Raw genomic sequence first — 16,813 nt, 5'->3', positions numbered from 1 at the left:
GGATGCGCAAAGCCCGCCCTCTCCTGCTGTGCATCGGTCTGTGTTGCAGCCTGCTGCCGGCGCCGGCATGGAGCAGGCCGCGCACGTCCGACCAGCCGCCGCGTACGGAAACGGGCACCCTGCAGGGCGCCCCCTGGCGCATTGACGTGCCCGCGCACTGGAACGGCGAGCTGGTGATGTATGCGCATGGCTTCGAACCGGTCGGCACGCCGCGACCGGATCCCTGGCCGGCCAATCCCTGGACCGAAGCGCTGGGCAAGGCCGGCTATGCGGTTGCGCAGAGCGGTTACCGCAGCCAGGGCTGGGCGGTGAAGGATGCCATCGACGATCTGGAGCGGCTGCGTGCGCAGTTCCTGCGCGAGCATCCGGACACCCGCCATACCTGGATCATGGGGTTTTCGATGGGCGGCGCGGTCGCCATCGCCACGCTTGAACGGCTGCCCGCGCATTATGCCGGTGGCGCATCCCTGTGCGGGGCGAACCTGCCGGGCAGCGTACTGGCGGCGGAAATGCTGACCTCGCTACTGGCCTTCGAGTACTTCTTCCCGAACGCCAGGGGCTTGCCCGTCGCAGGCCTGGCGTCGGCGGACGCGGTGACACTCCCACAGGGTGAGTTGTTTGCCGCGATCGACGCTGCCGTGAAGGGCAACCCGAAGGCCGCAGGAGTGCTGGCGAGGCGGCTGGAAGTGACGCCGGACGAGCTTTCAGGCACGCTCAGCCTGCATGCGCTGGTGTTCCAGCAACTGCTCAAACGCGCCGGAGGCATGCCGGCAGGAAATCATGAAACGGCGTACGCGGGGTTTGGCGACGACAAGGCGTTCAACGCCGGCGTGCGAAGGGTGGCGGCAGACCCAGCGGCACAGGCCAGGCTGGACCGCGACCTGGCACTGACCGGCGCCCTCCGCCGGCCCCTGCTGCTTCAGTACAACCGCGAGGATCCCTCGGTGACGCCGCGCCTCGAGGCGGTGTATCCGGCGTTGGTCGCCAAGGCGGGCGCTGCCGCGCAGCTCACCACCTTGCCGGCTACCGGCACGGGCCACTGCGACTTCACTCCGGAGCAGATCGTCGACGCGGTCGTTACGCTGGGCAGGCCAGCGGCACCGGCGCCGGCGACGTTACCGGCGGCGGCGCGCTCCACTGACGCAGCACCGCGCCCCTGAGGGCCTGTTCGCCGCACCCGGTGGGGCAGCGCAGCACGCGGGCGACCGAGGTGCTGACGAACCCCTGCCCTTCGTGCGCCTTGAACACCGACTCGCACGACAGGCAGCGGGCGACCATTGCGTACAGATGCACGATGCGTCCGCTGCACGGGTCCTGCAGGGCGTCCACGTCAAGCAGTTCGAACTGACAGGTGTCGGGATTCGGACGGCGGGGCAAAGGCTGGGGAATGCGGGTCTGCAGGTTCACGTGTCGCACCGGAACGGGGTCGGACCGACTCTAGGGATCGGGACGTGGACTCCGCGTGCAGGGTGCTGCGAACGCAGCGCGAAAATCACGGAATGTCGCCATGCTGGCGCTCGCGGACCTCTTCGATGTCGCGTTCCAGGAAATAATTCAGGAACGTCCGCACCACCGCGATGGCGGCGAGCTGGCCGATCGAGTCCCACGTGGTGTAAATGGCCGATTCCACGATATCCCCGGCCAGCTGCAGGGTAAGGCCGGCCACCAGCCAGCGGCCATATTCGAGCCACAAGGCCCTGCGCTCGGGATGGCTGCCACCGCGCACCATCAACCGCATCATCTTCGCGAACGCCTTGATCGTCGCCAGTGTGATCAGGATCAGGGCCAGCAACGCGATGATGGTGACCACCGGCTCGGTGAGTGTCACCAGCCAGCTCTGCAGCGGTAGCGGGTCCAGGGGGCGGGTGGTGGCAGCAAGGTACACGGGTCAACTCCGGTGGATGCCGATCTCACGGCCTACATGTCCATGCAGAGGATCGCGGAGGCAGGCCGGACGGCGCGTCAGTACTTCTACTTGCCCGCCGCCAGTGAAGAATGCATGGCCCGGTCGGATTGAGGATAGACACCTGCCGGGGCCCGACAGACATTCAAGCGACCCTCCCCGGCACGCCTGAAGGAGTTCCCGTGGCCGCTCGATACGTCCTGACCCTCTCCGGCTCCCAGTACCACTTTGTATTGAAAGCCGGCAACAACGAAGTGATCCTGCGCAGCGAGCGCTACACCGCCAGGCACAGCGCGCTGTCCGGCATTGGCTCGGTCCGCGCCAACGCGCCCTACGACGACCGTTACCAGCGGACGTCCGCCGCCAACGGCCAGCCGATGTTCAACCTGCTTTCCGCCAACGGTGAAACCATCGGCACCAGCGAGACCTACACCTCACCCAGCGCCCGCGAAATCGGCATCCGCTCGGTGATGACCAATGGCCCGGAGGCACCCATCGACGACCAGGCCTGAGGCCGCGTTCCACCATGCCGCGGGCACTGGCAGCCGGGCGGGGGCCCGGCTATGTTATGCGCCTTCCCTGCCCTTGCCCCGGCCCTGATGAGTGCTTCCGCGTCCCCCCTTGCCGCCTGCGAGAACTGCACTGCTGCCCTGCACGGCGACTTCTGCCACCAGTGTGGGCAATCGGCACATAGCCCGGTACGCAGCTTCGGGCATGCGGTGGAGGAAGTGTTCGAGTCGTTCTGGCACCTGGATGGGCGCATCTTCCGCACCCTGCGCCAGCTGCTGCTGCCCGGCCGGCTGGCGGCCAGCTACCTGGCCGGGCATCGCGCGAGGTACGTGCCGCCGATGCGGCTTTTCGTGATCCTGAGCGTGCTGACCTTCTTCGTTGCCCGGCTCGCCGTGCATGTGGATGGAGGCACTTTCATCCAGCAGACCGCCACGCCGCCCGAAGTGCCAGGCGCGTTCCGGGATGCGACCAGCAGCGCCGAAGTGGAACAGGTGCGGCGTGCACTGGTGGCACCGTTGGCGCAGTCGCGGCAGGCCATGCCGGAGCGCCTGCGCGCGCCGCTGGACACGGCCATCGAGAAGGTCGAGAAGCAGGCGGTACGGCGCAACCAGGAACTGGCAGCGCAGCCGGCGGGCGTTGCCGCGACCGCACCGGTTGCGGTCAAGCCAAAGGCGCCGGCGTCCACGGGTGGGCATTCCAAGCCGGTGCAGATAGACGGGCTGCCGGACTTCGTGAACCACTGGCTCGACGGCAAGGCCGCTGCCATCCGCAAGAACCTGCCGCGGGTGAGCGAGAATCCGCAGCTGGCCGTGAATGCGTTCTTCTCTTCGGTTCCGTCGGTGCTGTTCGTGCTGGTGCCGTTGTTCGCGCTGCTGTTGAAGGTGTTCTACCTGGGCAGCGGCCGCCTGTACCTGGAGCACCTGGTAGTGGCGCTGTACAGCCATGCATTCCTGTGCGTGGGCCTGCTGGGCGTCCTGCTGCTGTCGATGCTGGGTACCCCGCTGGCCGGAATCCCCGGCGCCGACATCCTGATCGGCCTGGCCATCGCCGGCGTGCTGGTGTGGATGCCGATCTACCTGCTGGTGATGCAGCGCCGGGTTTATGGGGAGTCATGGCTGGTCACGTCGCTCAAGTTCACGGTGCTGGGCTGGCTGTACTTCAGTGTCGTCACGGTCGCTACGGCGCTGCTCGCGCTGGCCAGCCTGGCCAACATCTGATTCAGGGCGCGCGGCCGGGCGCTGCCGGCGGCGCGGGCTGCCCTTGGTCCAGCGCATGCCGGCCAGCCGGGGTGAGATCGATATCCGCATCCTCGGCCTGCACGGCCAGTCCCGCGGTGACCGCCCACGTTGCGTCTTCGGCCGAAACCGGATCGGTGGCGTGGATCGCGCGCAGGACGGCGAGCTGGTGGTCGGTAAGGGTCATGGCCAGGCTTCTCCTTGAAGTGCGTCGACTCTAGCAAGCCCAACGTGAAGCACCTGGATCGTGAGTTAAGTAGTTTTACGCGCCGGGGTTGCAGCTATTTCGGTGGAGCGTGATTGAAGCGGGCGTCATGCTCATCACCACCTCCGCCCGACGCAGGCTGCCCAGATGGCGACGTTCTACACCCCGGCTCGACATGCTCCGTACCTGACCCGCCGGTTCGGCTTCGCACTGATCACCCTGTGCGCGTTGGCAGCGTGCGGCAAGCGCGAGCCCGACACGGCTGCCGCGACGCCCACCCCGGCCGCATCGGCCCCGCCTGCCGCGCCCGCCGCTGCGCGTACCAGCGCGTTGCGCGCCACCGCCAAGGACGCCTACATATGGGGCTTCCCGCTCGTGGAGGGTTACAAGACCCTGTACCAGCAGGCGGTGGATCGGGGTGGCGCCAACTTCCATGCCGGCTTCAACGAAATCGGCAACGTGGCCACGGTGGCGACCCCGAAGGACACGGCCATCATCACCCCCAATTCGGACACGCCCTATTCCTTCCTGTGGATGGACCTGCGCGCCGAGCCGGTGGTGATAAGCGTGCCGGCGATCGACGCCAAGCGTTACTTCTCCGTGCAGCTGATCGATCTGTACACCTACAATTTCGCCTACATCAACCGGTCGGCGACCGAGGGCAAGGCCGGTGCGTTCATGGTCGCCGGGCCGGGCTGGAACGGTGAAACGCCCAAGGGCGTGCGCCAGGTGTTCCGTGCCGAGACCCAGCTGGCGTACGCGCTGTTCCGCACGCAGCTGTTGGCGCCCTCGGACCTGGACAACGTCAAGCGGCTGCAGGCGCAGTACAAGGTCCAACCGCTCAGCGCGTTCCTGGGCACCCCGGCACCGCCTGCGGCAGCACCGCTGACGTTCCCGCCGTACGATGCTGAAAAGGCCAACGGCCTGGGCTTCTTCTCCTACCTGAACTTCCTGCTGCAGTTCGCGCCTGTCCTGGACAGCGAAACCGCGCTTCGCCAACGCTTCGCCGGCATCGGCGTCGAGCCCGGCAAACCCTTTGACGAGGCGGCGCTTCCTGCCACCGACCGGGAAGCCCTGTTGGGCGGCATCGCCGACGCCAACCAGGAACTGGAGCGCTTCGTTGCTACTGAAATCAACACCGCCAAGGTTGCCAGCGCGGACATGTTCGGCACGCGCGCGGCGCTGAAGGACAATTACCTCTATCGCTTTGCGGGTGCAAAGCTGGGCATCTACGGCAATTCGGCGTCCGAAGCCGACTACCAGAGCTACTTCGTCGACGCGCAGGGCACGCCAGCCGATGGCAGCCAGCACAACTACGTGTTGCGGTTTGCCAAGGACCAGCTGCCGCCCACCAACGCCTTCTGGTCGGTCACGCTGTACGACGGCAAGAGCAAGCTGCTGGTGGACAACCCGCTGGACCGCTACCTGATCAACTCGGCCATGCTGCCCAAGCTCAAGCGCGACGCCGATGGTGGTCTGACGCTGTACATCCAGGCTGCCTCGCCGGGTGAGGGCAAGGAATCCAACTGGCTGCCAGCCCCGGCGGGACCGTTCTACCTGATTCTTCGCAACTACAGTCCGGCCAAGGCGGTGCTGGACCGCACCTGGCAGAAGCCGGCGCTGACGGTCGCGGATGCCCCTGCCTGAGCAAGGGCTATGCGGGGTGCACGTCCGTGCCCGCAAGCGTGGCGTAACGCCAGGCCACCGAGGAACGCAGGTGCGCGAGCAGGTGGTCCAGGAACACCCGGACCCGTGGCGCCACCTGCTTGCCCGACCCGTGCACCGCACTGAGCGGAGAGGTGGCCAAGGCAAAATGCGGGAGCACCTCGACCAGATGGCCTGCCTCCAAGTCGTCGGCCACGTCCCAGATCGACTTGCGCGCGATCCCGGCGCCCTGCAGTGCCATCAGCTGCGCGGCCTCGCCGTCGTCGCACACGGTAGATGCTTCGATGGACATGGCCAGGACGCCGTCGGGACTGGCGAACAGCCACTGCGACACCGGCGGATTTCCCGAGGCAATGCAGTCATGTCCGCGCAGGTCCTCGATGCAGGTCGGCACCCCACGCCTGCGCAGATACTCCGGCGAGGCGCACAGGATCCGACGATTTGGGGCCAGCTGACGGGCCATCAGCCGCGAATCATCCAGTGCGCCATAGCGGATGGCCAGCTCAACGCCCTCCCCGACCAGGTCAACCAGCTCGTCACGCAACGAAAGGTGGACCCTGACACCCGGATGCTCCAGCTGGAAACTGCGCACCGCCGGCACGATGTGCCGCCGCCCGAATCCGTTGGGCGCGGTGAGCTTGAGCACCCCGGCTACCGCCGAGTGGCGCTCTTCAAGTGCCGATTCGGCCGCCTCCACCGCATCGAGCACGCGCCGGCAATGTTCATGGAACAACAGGCCATCGTCGGTCAACGACGCACGCCGCGTACTGCGATTGAGCAGGCGCACCTGCAGCCGTGCCTCCAGCGCGCTCAGCCGCTTGCTGACCACCGCCAGCGATACGCCCAGCTCACGCGCGGCCGCGGAAAGACTGCCGCCAAACACGATGCGGTCGAAGGTACGGAGTTCGCCCAGGTCGTCGATCATGGCGATTATTTCCTTTCAGGCAACAGCGCCTTTCCCAGTTTGCCATTCCAGAAAGCGTCCCACCTACACACAATGGGTCGGTTCATCCAGCCACCCCCCACAGGTAGCCACCCCCATGAAAGACGAGGACCAGAGCCGGCCGACGTTGACCCGTCGCCGCTTTTTCCAGGGCCTGACCCTGATTCCGGTTGCCGCCGCGCTTCCCGGCTGCGCGCCCAGCGCCACCACCGCCGATGGCGGATCCGCGGCCCCAGCGCCGGCCAGGGACTACAGCCCCGAATTCTTCAACGCCGCCGAGTGGGCGTTCATCACCGCCGCCTGCGACCGCCTGATCCCGTCCGACGATACCGGCCCGGGTGCGGTGGAATCGGGCGTGCCCGAGTTCCTCGATCGCCACATGCAGACCCCGTATGCCGCCGGCGCCATCTGGTACATGCAGGGCCCCTTCCTGGAAGCGCCCAGCGAGTTCGGCTACCAGGGCAAGCTCGCCCTGCGTGACATCCTGAAGGTCGGCATCGATGCGTTCGACGCGCACTGCCGCAGCCAGTTCGACGGCAAGACCTTCGCCCAGCTCAGCCACGAACAGCAGGAAACCCTGCTGAAGGCAGCCGAGGGCGGCAAGCTGGAACTGGACGCGATCTCCAGCAAGCTGTTCTTCTCCAACCTGCTGGGCGAGGTGAAGAACGGTTACTTCGCCGATCCCAAGTACGGCGCCAACAAGGACATGGGTGCCTGGAAGATGATCGGCTACCCGGGCATGCGCGCGGACTACATCGACTGGATCGGCGTGCGCGACAAGGGCTACCCCCTGCCGCCGGTGGACCTGTCCGGGCGGAGGGGCTGACCGATGGCAATCACGAAACCGAAAGTCGATGCGGTCATCGTCGGCATGGGCTGGACCGGCGCGATCCTGGCCAAGGAACTCACCGACGCCGGCCTGCACGTGGTGGCGCTGGAACGCGGCGGCGACCGCGATACCCAGCCCGACTTCGCCTACCCCAAGGTAGTGGACGAGCTGGAAGGCTCGGTGCACCGCAAGTACCTGCAGAGCCTCAACCAGGAAACGGTGACGATCCGGCATTCGATCGCCGACACCGCCGTGCCCTATCGCCAGATGGGCTCGTTCAAGCCCGGCACCGGCGTGGGCGGTGCGGGCAGCCACTGGTCGGGCGCGCATTTCCGGCCGTTGCCGGAAGACCTGCAGCTGCGCACGAATGTGGAGCAGCGTTACGGCAAGGCGTTCATCCCCGCGGACATGACCATCCAGGATTTCCCGGTGACCTATGCCGAGCTGGAGCCGCACCTGAACATGTTCGAGCTGGTGTGCGGCACGTCCGGCAAGGCCGGCGTGATCAACGGCGTGGTGCAGGAGGGTGGCAACCCGTTCGAGGGCTCGCGTTCGCGCGAGTACCCGTTGGGGCCCAATCCGAATTATCTCGGCGGCGAGCTGTTCTACAAGGCAGCCAAGGAAATGGGCTGGCATCCCTACCCGATTCCGGCGTCCAACGCTTCGGGGCCGTATGTCAACCCTTATGGCTGCCAGCTCGGGCCGTGCAATGCCTGTGGCTTCTGCAGCGACTACGGCTGCCTGAACTATTCCAAGGCCAGCCCGAACGCCTGCATCCTGCCGGTGCTGCGCCAGCGGCCGAAGTTCGAACTGCGCACCCATTCGCAGGTGCTCAAGGTGAACCTGGACAGCAGCAACAGCAAAGCCACCGGGGTGACTTACCTGGATGCGCAGGGCCGTGAAGTGGAGCAGCCGGCGGACATCGTGCTGCTGTGCGCGTTCCAGCTGTACAACGTGCACCTGATGCTGGTCTCCGGCATCGGCGAAGCCTACGACCCGCAGACCAACACCGGCACCGTGGGCCGCAATTACTCCTACCAGAACCTCAACCGGGTGGTGCTGTTCTTCGACAAGGACGTGCAGGCCAACGGCTTCATCGGCATCGGTGGCGCCGGCACCACCATGGACGACCTCAACGGCAACCAGCTGGACAACGCCAAGGCCGGTTTCGTCGGCGGCGGCCTGGTGTGGGCTCGTCAGCCCGGCGCCGGCCCGGTGCGCGGCATCAACGTACCCTCGGGCACCCCGAGCTGGGGCGCGGCATGGAAAAAGGCGGCGGCCGACAACTTCCGCCACAACTTCTATTACGAGGTGCAGGGTGCGTGCATGTCCTATCGCCAGCACTACCTGAGCCTGGACCCCAACTACAAGGACTCCTTCGGCCGCCCGCTGCTGCGCATGACCTTCGATTGGCACCCGAACGAGATCAAGGCCTCGCAGTTCTTCGTCGACCAGGCCATGCAGATGAGCCGCACGCTCAATCCGCTGTCGATGAGCGGCGACGCCAAGAAGGATGGGGAGCACTACAACATCACCAAGTACCAGAGCACGCACACCTGCGGCGGCGCGATCATGGGCGCGGACCCGAAGACCTCGGCGCTGAACCGCTACCTGCAGAGCTGGGACGTGTCGAATGTGTTCGTGATCGGCGCCAACGCCTTCCCGCAGAACAACGGCTACAACCCGACCGGGCTGGTCGGCGGGCTGGCGTACTGGGCGGCCAAGGCCATCCGCGAGAAGTACCTGCCCGATCCGGGCCCCCTGGTCCAGGCTTGAGGAGGCGCGCATGAAAAAGCTTCTTCTCTGGATCGTGGTCATCGGCCTGGTCGTGCTGCTGGCCGCCCTGGCCTATGCCTTCATTCCCACCAGAACCCGCGTGCTGGCCGATGGGCCCGCGGCCGATGCGGCGCTGATCGAACGCGGCCGTTACCTGGCGGCGGCCGGCGACTGCACCGCCTGCCATACCAAGCCGGGCGGCAAGCCGTTCGCCGGTGGGCTGCCGGTGGCATCGCCGCTCGGCAACATCTACAGCACCAACATCACCCCGGACAAGGACACCGGGATCGGCGCATATTCGCTGGATGACTTCGACCGTGCGGTCCGCCACGGCATCGCGCCTGACGGCCGCACGCTGTACCCGGCGATGCCCTACCCGTCCTACGCGCGGATCAGCGACGACGACGTGCGCGCCCTGCACGCGTACTTCCTGCACGGCGACATCGCACCGGTGCGGCAGGACAACCGGGCCGTGGACATCACCTGGCCGCTGTCGATGCGCTGGCCGCTGGCGATCTGGCGCAAGACCTTCGCGCCCGAGGCGGACGCGGTGGCGTTCGATCCCGGCAAGTACAGCGATCCGCAGCTGGCACGCGGCGCCTATTTGGTGCAGGGCCTCGGCCACTGCGGCAGTTGCCACACCCCGCGTGGCCTCGCCCTGCAGGAGAAGGCGCTGGACGAATCCAGCCCGGCGTACCTGTCCGGTGGCCAAGTGATCGACGGCTGGAACGCGGTCAACCTGCGCGGCAACGCGGCCGACGGACTTGGCCGCTGGTCCGAGCAGGACATCGTCGACACCCTGCGCACCGCCCGCAACGCGCACAGCGCGGTGGTGGGCTCGCCGATGGCCGACGTGGTCACGCACAGCACGCAGAAGCTCACCGACGAGGATCTGAAGGCGATCGCGGTGTATCTCAAGCAGCTGCCGGCCAGCCCGCATGATCCTTCCACGTACACCGCCAGCGATGCCACGGCGCGCAAACTGCAGACCGGCATCAACGACAGCCGCGGCGCCGAACTGTTCGTCGACAACTGCGCGGCCTGCCATCGCACCGATGCCAAGGGCTATACGAACGTGTTCCCGGCCATTGCGGGCAACCCCACCGTGCTGGCCGACGACCCGACCTCGGTGATCCGACTGCTGCTGGCCGGCAGCGAACTGCCCTCAACCACCCAGCGTCCCTCCAACCTGGGCATGCCCGGCTTCGCCGAACGCCTGTCGGACAAGGAGATCGCCCAGCTGGCCACGTTCATCCGCCAGGACTTCGGCAACCAGGCCGGTGCGGTCACTGCCGACCAGGCGAAGAAGGTGCGCCAGCACCTGGATGACGAGGCCAAGGCCGCCAAGGACGCGCACGACCCGACCGCCGCCCGGGGCGGCGAAGACGCGGAATAACCCGGCGGTTCAGCCGGCTCCTGCACGAAACCCCCGGATCGGGGAGAATAGCGGCCCTCCGAGCGCCCCTGCCCTGCAACGGCAGGGGCCGCTCCCTTGCGGTTGACGGCACTGCCGACCGCCCTCCCGCCGTTACCTCCGGATCCAACGTGAACGCCATCGCTTCTTCCCCCGCCGACGCCCTGCCCCAGGACGAGCTGCCCCTGACCGACCGCCTGCGCGCCGCGCTGGACCTGCTGGAGGCGATCGAGGCCGACCGCGCCATGCTGGACACGCTGCCGGAAGACGAGCGCGTGCGTTTCCACCAGGTAGTGGCCAGGGTCTACCACCCCGAACCGAAGGAACGGCGGCAGAAGCTGAAGCAGCAGGCCAAGGTACGGCTGCAGCAGGAAAAGGTGCGCAAGGCCGAAGCGCTGCTGGACCAGACCGGCATCCGCACCCTGCGCCGCAAGCCGGTATTCAGCACCCCGAACTACTTCCCGCCACACGCCGCCGGCCTGCACGATGCGCGCAACGGCGAGGGCGCCGCTGCCACGCCGGAACCGGTGCATTCGGAAGAGGTGCGGCACTGCTACGTGTGCAAGCAGAAGTTCACCCTGCTGCATCATTTCTACGACCAGATGTGCACCGCCTGTGCCGATCTGAACTTCCTCAAGCGCACCGAAACCGCCGACCTGCGTGGCCGCGTGGCGCTGCTGACCGGCGGCCGGGTCAAGATCGGCTACCAGGCCGGCCTGAAGCTGCTGCGCGCTGGCGCCGAGTTGATCGTGACCACGCGCTTCCCGCGCGATTCGGCGGCCCGCTATGCCGAAGAGCCGGACTTCGCCGAATGGGGCCACCGCCTGCAGGTGTACGGGCTGGACCTGCGCCATACGCCCAGCGTGGAAGCGTTCTGCAATGAGCTGCTGGCCACGCGCACGCGGCTGGATTTCATCATCAACAATGCCTGCCAGACCGTGCGCCGTCCGCCGCAGTTCTATGCGCACATGATGGCCGGCGAAACCGCCGCGCTGCACGAGGTGCCGGAGACGATCCGCAAGCTGGTGGGCCAGTACGAAGGCCTGCGCAGCCCGGAGATGCTGGCGCTGGGTTCGGACGCGGCGGTACCGGCGCTGCAGGACGGCCTGGTCGGCGCCGATGGCCTTACCCGCGCCGCCGAGCTGTCGCAGGTGCCGTTGCTGGCCGATGAGCTGCTGGGCCAGCAGCACCTGTTCCCGGAAGGCCGGCTGGACCAGGACCTGCAGCAGGTGGACCTGCGTGGACGCAACTCCTGGCGCCTGCTGATGGCCGAAGTGCCGTCGGTGGAGCTGCTGGAGACGCAGCTGGTCAACGCCATCGCACCCTTCATCATCAATGCGCGGTTGAAGCCGCTGATGCTGCGCACGCCCGAGCGCGACAAGCACATCGTCAATGTGTCGGCGATGGAGGGGCAGTTCTACCGCAACTTCAAGACCACCCGCCACCCGCACACCAACATGGCCAAGGCCGCGTTGAACATGATGACGCGCACCTCGGCGGCCGATTACCAGAACTACGGCATCCACATGAATTCCGTGGATACTGGCTGGGTGACCGACGAAGATCCGGCGGAGATCGCAGCGCGCAAGGTCGCCGAAGAGCGCTTCCATCCGCCGCTGGACATCGTTGACGGCGCCGCGCGCATCGTCGACCCGATCATCCACGGCGCGAACACCGGCAACCACGTGTGGGGCCAGTTCCTCAAGGATTACGCCCCCACCGACTGGTGAGGCAGGCGCCCGCGGTGCCCACGGAAAGTCCGCAAACGCGGTAGCGCCGGCCGTTGGCCGGCCCTCGCGGACCTTCATCGCCCGATGCAAATCCCCCGCAGGCCGGCCAACGGCCGGCGCTACCGGTACATGTCCGAATGTGTCACATGCGAATGATTCGTGATATCATTGTGAACGATTTCAGAATCACCACACGGACGTCCCAGCCATCGCCAGCGGACCCTCTTTTCCAGGAGTTTGCTCGATGCGCGTTGCACCCCCCACGCTTGCCCATTCCCTGGCCGCACTGACTGCGGCCATCGCCTTGGCCCTGTCCGCACAGGCCCACGCCAACGGCGAAGCCGCCGCCGACGCCAAGGACTTCGACACCGTAGTAGTCACCGCCACCGGCGCCCAGCAATGGATCAAGGACGCGCCGGCCAGCATCAGCGTGATCAGCCGCCAGGACATCGAGCGCAAGCCGGTCTCCAGCATCGGCCAGCTGCTCAGCACCGTGCCCGGCGTGACCGGTGGCTACGCCCTCTCCGGCGCGCAGTCGAAGATCCGCCTGCGCGGGCTGCCGGAGCAGTACACGCTGATCCTCATCGACGGTCGCCGCCAGGGCAATTCGTCCGGCGTGAACTACCGCGATGACCTCGGCCCGCAGGATCTGAACTGGCTGTCGCCGGACATGATCGAACGCATCGAAGTGGTGCGCGGGCCGATGTCGTCCCTGTATGGCTCCGACGCCATGGGCGGCGTGATCAACATCATCACCCGGAAGATCGCGCCCGAATGGGGCGGCTCGGTGACCTACAACTACAGCAAGCCGGACTCGTCCACGCGCGGCAACACCACCCAGATGGGCGGGCTGTTCAGCGGCCCGCTCACCGACAGCCTGGGCCTGCGCGTCGGTGCCAACGTCACCGATCGCGAATCCGACCGTGGCCGCGGCCAGACCCCGGGTACCAAGGCCGAGAATGCGAACGCGCTGCTCAACTGGGCCATCAACGGCGACCACACGCTGGGCTTCGAGGCCACCCATGGCACGCAGCGCAACCGCGGTGGCGGCGATGTCGGCGCATGGGGCCTGTCCAAGCTGGTGCACACCGGCTACGTGGTCACCCACGACGGCCGCTACGGCGATGCCAGCACCTCCAAGTCCACCCTGACCCAGAACGATTACGAGGACAAGGGCAGCCAGGTGGGCAACCACGCCAAGGAAACCGTGTTCGATACCGCCTTCGCCACTGGCTTCCACCTGGGCTTCGAGCACCGCTTGAACGTGGGTGGCCAATGGAAGCGCGAAGAGCTGCAGAACACCGACACCATCGGCACCGTGCCGGTGACCTGGAGCGGCAGCGGCCGGATCAGCCCAACCAACGAGGCCGACTCGTGGGCGCTGTTCGCCGAAGACCACATCACCCTGCATGAGCGCTTCACGCTCACCCTGGGCCTGCGCTGGGACAACACCGAGAACTACGACGACAACCTGAGCCCGCGCATCTACGGCGTGTGGCACCCGTCGGACGACTGGACCGTGCGCGGCGGTGTGTCGCAGGGCTTTCGGGCGCCGAACCTGAAACAAGGCAGCGCCGGTGCGGCCACGCAGTCGGGCGGCAACGGCTGCCGCAGCCTCACCGTGGAAGGCTGGACCAACCGCTCGGTCAGTGCCGATGGCACCACCGGCTGCTACATGGCCGGCAATCCCAACCTCGAGCCGGAAACCAGCACCAACTACGAGCTGGGCGTCGGCTTCGACCGCGGCGGCTGGTCGGCCTCGGCCACGTACTTCCTCACCGATTTCGACGACAAGATCGAGCAGGTGCCGCTGCGTGAGATTGCCGGCTACGACACCAGCTTCGTCAACGGTTTCTGGTGGACGGTGGCGCAGAACATCCAGGAGGCGCGCACCCGCGGCGTGGAGGCCAGCGTCACCGTGCCCCTGCACGAGCGCCTGAGCTGGACCACCAACGCCACGCGCATGCTGGAATCGAAGAACCGCACCACCGGGGCGAACCTGCTGGTGGTGCCGAAGATCACCGCCAACACCTCGCTGGACTGGCAGGTGACCGAGGCCTGGTCGCTCAACCTGAGCGCGCAGCACATCGGCGAGCAGCTGGTCTCCAGCAGCAGCGCGACCTTCGCCAAGGCCTACACGACGTGGGACCTGGTGACCGGGTTCGACGTCAACGAGAACCTGACCCTGCGCGCAGGCGTGCTGAACGCCGGCGACGTCTCCACCATCGACGAAGGCAACAACTACGACGGTGGTGCGCGCACCTTCTTCGTCGGCGCTACTGCGCGGTTCTGATGATGGCTGGGGCGCGCTTGGCGCGTCCTGGTTTCGGCATGGGTTCCGTGGGACACGCATGGCGTGTCGCTACGTGCGGATGCTCGGGTTCCGAGGGACACGCATTGCGTGTCCCTCGGAATGCCTGCCAAGTGCGACCCAGACTACTTCACGCAATCAAAGCTTCATGTTCAGACCGAGGTAAAAGCCACGCCCCGCAGCCGGTGAAAACATCGGCTGCGGTTGTTCCCAGAAGAAACTGTCGTACCACGCGTATTCGTACTGGCGATCGGTCGCATTCTTCACCTGCACGTCCACACTCCAGCGCGGCGTGAACTGGTATCGGGCGCTCAGGTCCAGCACCGCGAAGCCACCGTACTTGCCGGCCACGTTGCGCTCTTCCAGGTAGTAGTCGCCCTGCGCCCTGCCCTGCAGCCCCAGCTGCAGAGCCTCGGTGGCCTGGTAGTCAAGCCCGACGTTGCTGATGTAACGCGGCGTTGCGGCCACCTCGCGTCCTTCCAGCGAGAGGCTCGCGTCACGGAAGTCACGCTCGATCTTCGCCTCCTGGTACGCGTGGGACGCCCACACCGTCCACTTCTCGCCTACCTGCGCGCTGATCTGCGCATCCACGCCACGGCGGCGGGTCTTGCCCAGGGTCACGGTGGTGCCGGTGGCGGGCATGTTGGAGACCTCGTTGGCCGCATCCTGCTGCCATACCGCGATGCGCGCCTGGCTGCCGGCGAACGGGCTGAACTTCATGCCCAGCTCCATGCCGGTGTTGGTGGACGGGTTCATGGCGCCCTGCCCCGGCGTGAGGTAAGCCGGCGCGGTGGAGCCGGTCAGCACCTGGAAGGCGCGGCCCCAGTTGGCATACACATTGGTGCTGTCGGTGAAGGCATAGACCACGCTGAGCTTGGGCTGGTCGATGGTGCCGTAGCGCTGCAGCGGGCCGGTGATGCCGCCCGGCAGGCGGGTGTCACCATCAAAACGGTCCACCCGGTAGGCCGGCACGATCTTCAGCGCCTCGATGGGCTGGTAGATAGCCTGCACATACGCGCCGTAGTTGTCGAAGGTGTGGCGGTCGTTGTTCTGCACGCGTGCGGGTGTGGCGCTGAAGTCGGTGGGCTCGGCGTAGCTGAAACGCTCGCGGATGTAACCGTTGTCCTGATGCTCGATGTTCACCCCGCCTTCCAGCGTAAGCGTGGCGCCGGGCTGCCAGGTCAGCGTGGTGAGCATGCCGGTCTGTTTCTCATCCCACACCCGGCGCTGGCGCGGGGCATTGCCGATGGGCAGGTCGCTGAAGGTCACCCGGCGGTCGTCTTCGTAGCGGTTGTAGTACAGCTTGCTGCCCAGATAGAGACTGTCCGCCAGCTTCAGGTCCATGTGCACGCCGATCTGGCGCATGTCGCGGTCGTCGCCATCGTTGGCGTTGCGCAGCTGTGAGCCACGGCGGTCGGTACGCAGTTCCTCAGCGGTCATGAAGCCCGGTTCGTCGGCCTCGTGGTGGTAGGCGCGCGCGGTGAGGCCGATGCGCATGCCGTCATCCAAGCTGCCGTAGAACCATTTACCACCCACTGCGTACTTCCGCGAGGTGTCATGGTCGCGGTAGCCGTCCGACGCCTGCGTGCCGATGAAGTAGTTCTGGGCAACGCTGTTGCTTTCGCGGCCGATGGCCAGCTGCGCGTCACGGGTGTTGTAGCTGCCATAGGCCAGCCGAGCATCGGTGTAGTTCCCGCCCTGGCGCGTGCCGAAGTTCACGTTGCCGCCGATGTTGTGCAGGCCGTAGCGCGGGTCGTTGGTGCCGCGCACCACTTCGATGTAGCTGATTTCCAGCGGGAACAGCATGTCGATGAAGCGCTGGTTCCCGCTGTTGACGTTGCTGGGGATGCCATCGATCAGGGTCTTGATCGCATTGAGATAGCCCTCGCCGTTGAACGCCCGGAAGCTGACCTTGCCGGACTCCGCGCCCTGCCGGGTCTCGGTCAACTGGATGCCGGGCATCTGACCGAGCAGTTCCCAGCTGTGCGACACGTTCTTGTCTTCGATCTGGTCGGCGCCGAGCACGTCCACCGAGGTCAGCACCTGGTGGGCAGTGAGCTGGCCCTCGGTGTGCTGGTGCACGTCGACCTTGCCCAGGGTAAGGGCGGAATCGGACGACTGGGCGCGGGAGTCGGGGGCAAACAGGACGGCAGCGACGGCGGCAACGAGGGCGTGGTTCTTCATGGCGTGTGGGTGACTGGCAATGTGACACTATAACATTACGTTAATGTCGCATATCACCTGCTTTCACCAACTGCTGCATCCCAGCTGCCTAGGATGGCCGCAGGCACG

General features: G+C 66.5%; 14 protein-coding genes. 9 read left to right on the top strand and 5 right to left on the bottom strand.

The window, feature by feature from the left end; translation table 11 throughout:
- The first annotated feature begins 2 nt into the window (after positions 1 to 2).
- A complete protein-coding gene (locus FSZ13_RS00745) occupies positions 3 to 1,160 on the top strand; it encodes an alpha/beta hydrolase family protein (RefSeq protein ID WP_145477535.1) in 1,158 nt (385 codons plus the stop codon).
- Here FSZ13_RS00745 and FSZ13_RS00740 read toward each other — a convergent pair.
- Positions 1,078 to 1,407, bottom strand: coding sequence for a hypothetical protein (locus FSZ13_RS00740; protein ID WP_145477534.1), 330 nt, complete (start codon positions 1,405 to 1,407; stop codon positions 1,078 to 1,080). The two genes, FSZ13_RS00745 and FSZ13_RS00740, sit on opposite strands and share 83 nt — an antisense overlap.
- Positions 1,408 to 1,492: 85 nt before the next feature.
- Positions 1,493 to 1,885 carry a DUF1622 domain-containing protein gene (locus tag FSZ13_RS00735; RefSeq protein WP_260844055.1) on the bottom strand — a complete coding sequence of 131 codons (393 nt, stop codon included), beginning with the start codon at positions 1,883 to 1,885 and terminating at the stop codon, positions 1,493 to 1,495.
- A gap of 200 nt (positions 1,886 to 2,085) precedes the next feature.
- Between FSZ13_RS00735 and FSZ13_RS00730 the strand changes: the two genes are divergently transcribed.
- Together FSZ13_RS00730 and FSZ13_RS00725 are read left to right on the top strand one after the other, a co-directional pair.
- A complete protein-coding gene (locus tag FSZ13_RS00730; RefSeq protein ID WP_145477533.1) occupies positions 2,086 to 2,415 on the top strand; it encodes a YegP family protein in 330 nt (109 codons plus the stop codon).
- 87 nt (positions 2,416 to 2,502) lie between these two features.
- Positions 2,503 to 3,630, top strand: a complete 1,128-nt coding sequence (locus FSZ13_RS00725; protein ID WP_145477532.1) for a DUF3667 domain-containing protein — start codon at positions 2,503 to 2,505, stop codon at positions 3,628 to 3,630.
- A 1-nt stretch (position 3,631) separates the two neighbouring features.
- Here FSZ13_RS00725 and FSZ13_RS00720 read toward each other — a convergent pair whose 3' ends face one another.
- Complete coding sequence (locus FSZ13_RS00720) at positions 3,632 to 3,835, bottom strand: hypothetical protein (protein ID WP_145477531.1); 204 nt, start codon at positions 3,833 to 3,835, stop codon at positions 3,632 to 3,634.
- Positions 3,836 to 4,000: 165 nt separating this feature from the next.
- Here FSZ13_RS00720 and FSZ13_RS00715 point away from each other — a divergent pair, with 165 nt between their 5' ends.
- Positions 4,001 to 5,500 carry a DUF1254 domain-containing protein gene (locus FSZ13_RS00715; protein WP_145477530.1) on the top strand — a complete coding sequence of 500 codons (1,500 nt, stop codon included), beginning with the start codon at positions 4,001 to 4,003 and terminating at the stop codon, positions 5,498 to 5,500.
- Between the two features lie 7 nt (positions 5,501 to 5,507).
- On the opposite strand, the gene FSZ13_RS00710 is transcribed toward FSZ13_RS00715, so the two are convergent.
- Positions 5,508 to 6,443, bottom strand: coding sequence for a LysR family transcriptional regulator (locus tag FSZ13_RS00710; protein ID WP_145477529.1), 936 nt, complete (start codon positions 6,441 to 6,443; stop codon positions 5,508 to 5,510).
- Positions 6,444 to 6,558: 115 nt separating this feature from the next.
- On the opposite strand from FSZ13_RS00710, the gene FSZ13_RS00705 reads away from it, so the two are divergent.
- From FSZ13_RS00705 to FSZ13_RS00685, 5 genes are all read left to right on the top strand, one after another.
- Entirely contained in the window at positions 6,559 to 7,287 is a 729-nt protein-coding gene (locus FSZ13_RS00705; protein ID WP_145477528.1) for a gluconate 2-dehydrogenase subunit 3 family protein, read from the top strand.
- A 3-nt stretch (positions 7,288 to 7,290) separates the two neighbouring features.
- The gene (locus tag FSZ13_RS00700) at positions 7,291 to 9,066 is read left to right on the top strand and encodes a GMC family oxidoreductase (RefSeq protein ID WP_145477527.1); all 1,776 of its coding nucleotides are present in this window, start codon (positions 7,291 to 7,293) and stop codon (positions 9,064 to 9,066) included.
- Between the two features lie 10 nt (positions 9,067 to 9,076).
- Positions 9,077 to 10,462 (top strand): c-type cytochrome, encoded by a 1,386-nt coding sequence (locus FSZ13_RS00695; RefSeq protein WP_145477526.1) that lies wholly within the window; start codon positions 9,077 to 9,079, stop codon positions 10,460 to 10,462.
- Positions 10,463 to 10,611: 149 nt separating this feature from the next.
- Complete coding sequence (locus tag FSZ13_RS00690) at positions 10,612 to 12,210, top strand: SDR family NAD(P)-dependent oxidoreductase (protein WP_428999952.1); 1,599 nt, start codon at positions 10,612 to 10,614, stop codon at positions 12,208 to 12,210.
- Between the two features lie 244 nt (positions 12,211 to 12,454).
- On the top strand, positions 12,455 to 14,503 hold the full coding sequence (locus tag FSZ13_RS00685) for a TonB-dependent receptor domain-containing protein (RefSeq protein WP_145477525.1): 2,049 nt from the start codon (positions 12,455 to 12,457) through the stop codon (positions 14,501 to 14,503).
- Between the two features lie 156 nt (positions 14,504 to 14,659).
- Here FSZ13_RS00685 and FSZ13_RS00680 read toward each other — a convergent pair whose 3' ends face one another.
- The gene (locus FSZ13_RS00680) at positions 14,660 to 16,705 is read right to left on the bottom strand and encodes a TonB-dependent receptor (protein ID WP_145477524.1); all 2,046 of its coding nucleotides are present in this window, start codon (positions 16,703 to 16,705) and stop codon (positions 14,660 to 14,662) included.
- Positions 16,706 to 16,813 lie beyond the last annotated feature (108 nt).

The organism is Stenotrophomonas rhizophila (genome assembly GCF_007667275.1).
GTDB classification, from domain to species: domain Bacteria; phylum Pseudomonadota; class Gammaproteobacteria; order Xanthomonadales; family Xanthomonadaceae; genus Stenotrophomonas; species Stenotrophomonas maltophilia_AE.
This window is presented reverse-complemented; position numbering and strand designations above follow the sequence as displayed.

Bases quoted from the DNA above. Each gene is read 5' to 3' on its own strand.
- FSZ13_RS00710 (WP_145477529.1), bottom strand. From the start codon at position 6,443: ATGATCGACGACCTGGGCGAACTCCGTACCTTCGACCGCATCGTGTTT.
- FSZ13_RS00725 (WP_145477532.1), top strand. From the start codon at position 2,503: ATGAGTGCTTCCGCGTCCCCCCTTGCCGCCTGCGAGAACTGCACTGCT.
- FSZ13_RS00720 (WP_145477531.1), bottom strand. From the start codon at position 3,835: ATGACCCTTACCGACCACCAGCTCGCCGTCCTGCGCGCGATCCACGCC.
- FSZ13_RS00745 (WP_145477535.1), top strand. From the start codon at position 3: ATGCGCAAAGCCCGCCCTCTCCTGCTGTGCATCGGTCTGTGTTGCAGC.
- FSZ13_RS00695 (WP_145477526.1), top strand. From the start codon at position 9,077: ATGAAAAAGCTTCTTCTCTGGATCGTGGTCATCGGCCTGGTCGTGCTG.
- FSZ13_RS00700 (WP_145477527.1), top strand. From the start codon at position 7,291: ATGGCAATCACGAAACCGAAAGTCGATGCGGTCATCGTCGGCATGGGC.
- FSZ13_RS00715 (WP_145477530.1), top strand. From the start codon at position 4,001: ATGGCGACGTTCTACACCCCGGCTCGACATGCTCCGTACCTGACCCGC.
- FSZ13_RS00680 (WP_145477524.1), bottom strand. From the start codon at position 16,705: ATGAAGAACCACGCCCTCGTTGCCGCCGTCGCTGCCGTCCTGTTTGCC.
- FSZ13_RS00685 (WP_145477525.1), top strand. From the start codon at position 12,455: ATGCGCGTTGCACCCCCCACGCTTGCCCATTCCCTGGCCGCACTGACT.
- FSZ13_RS00705 (WP_145477528.1), top strand. From the start codon at position 6,559: ATGAAAGACGAGGACCAGAGCCGGCCGACGTTGACCCGTCGCCGCTTT.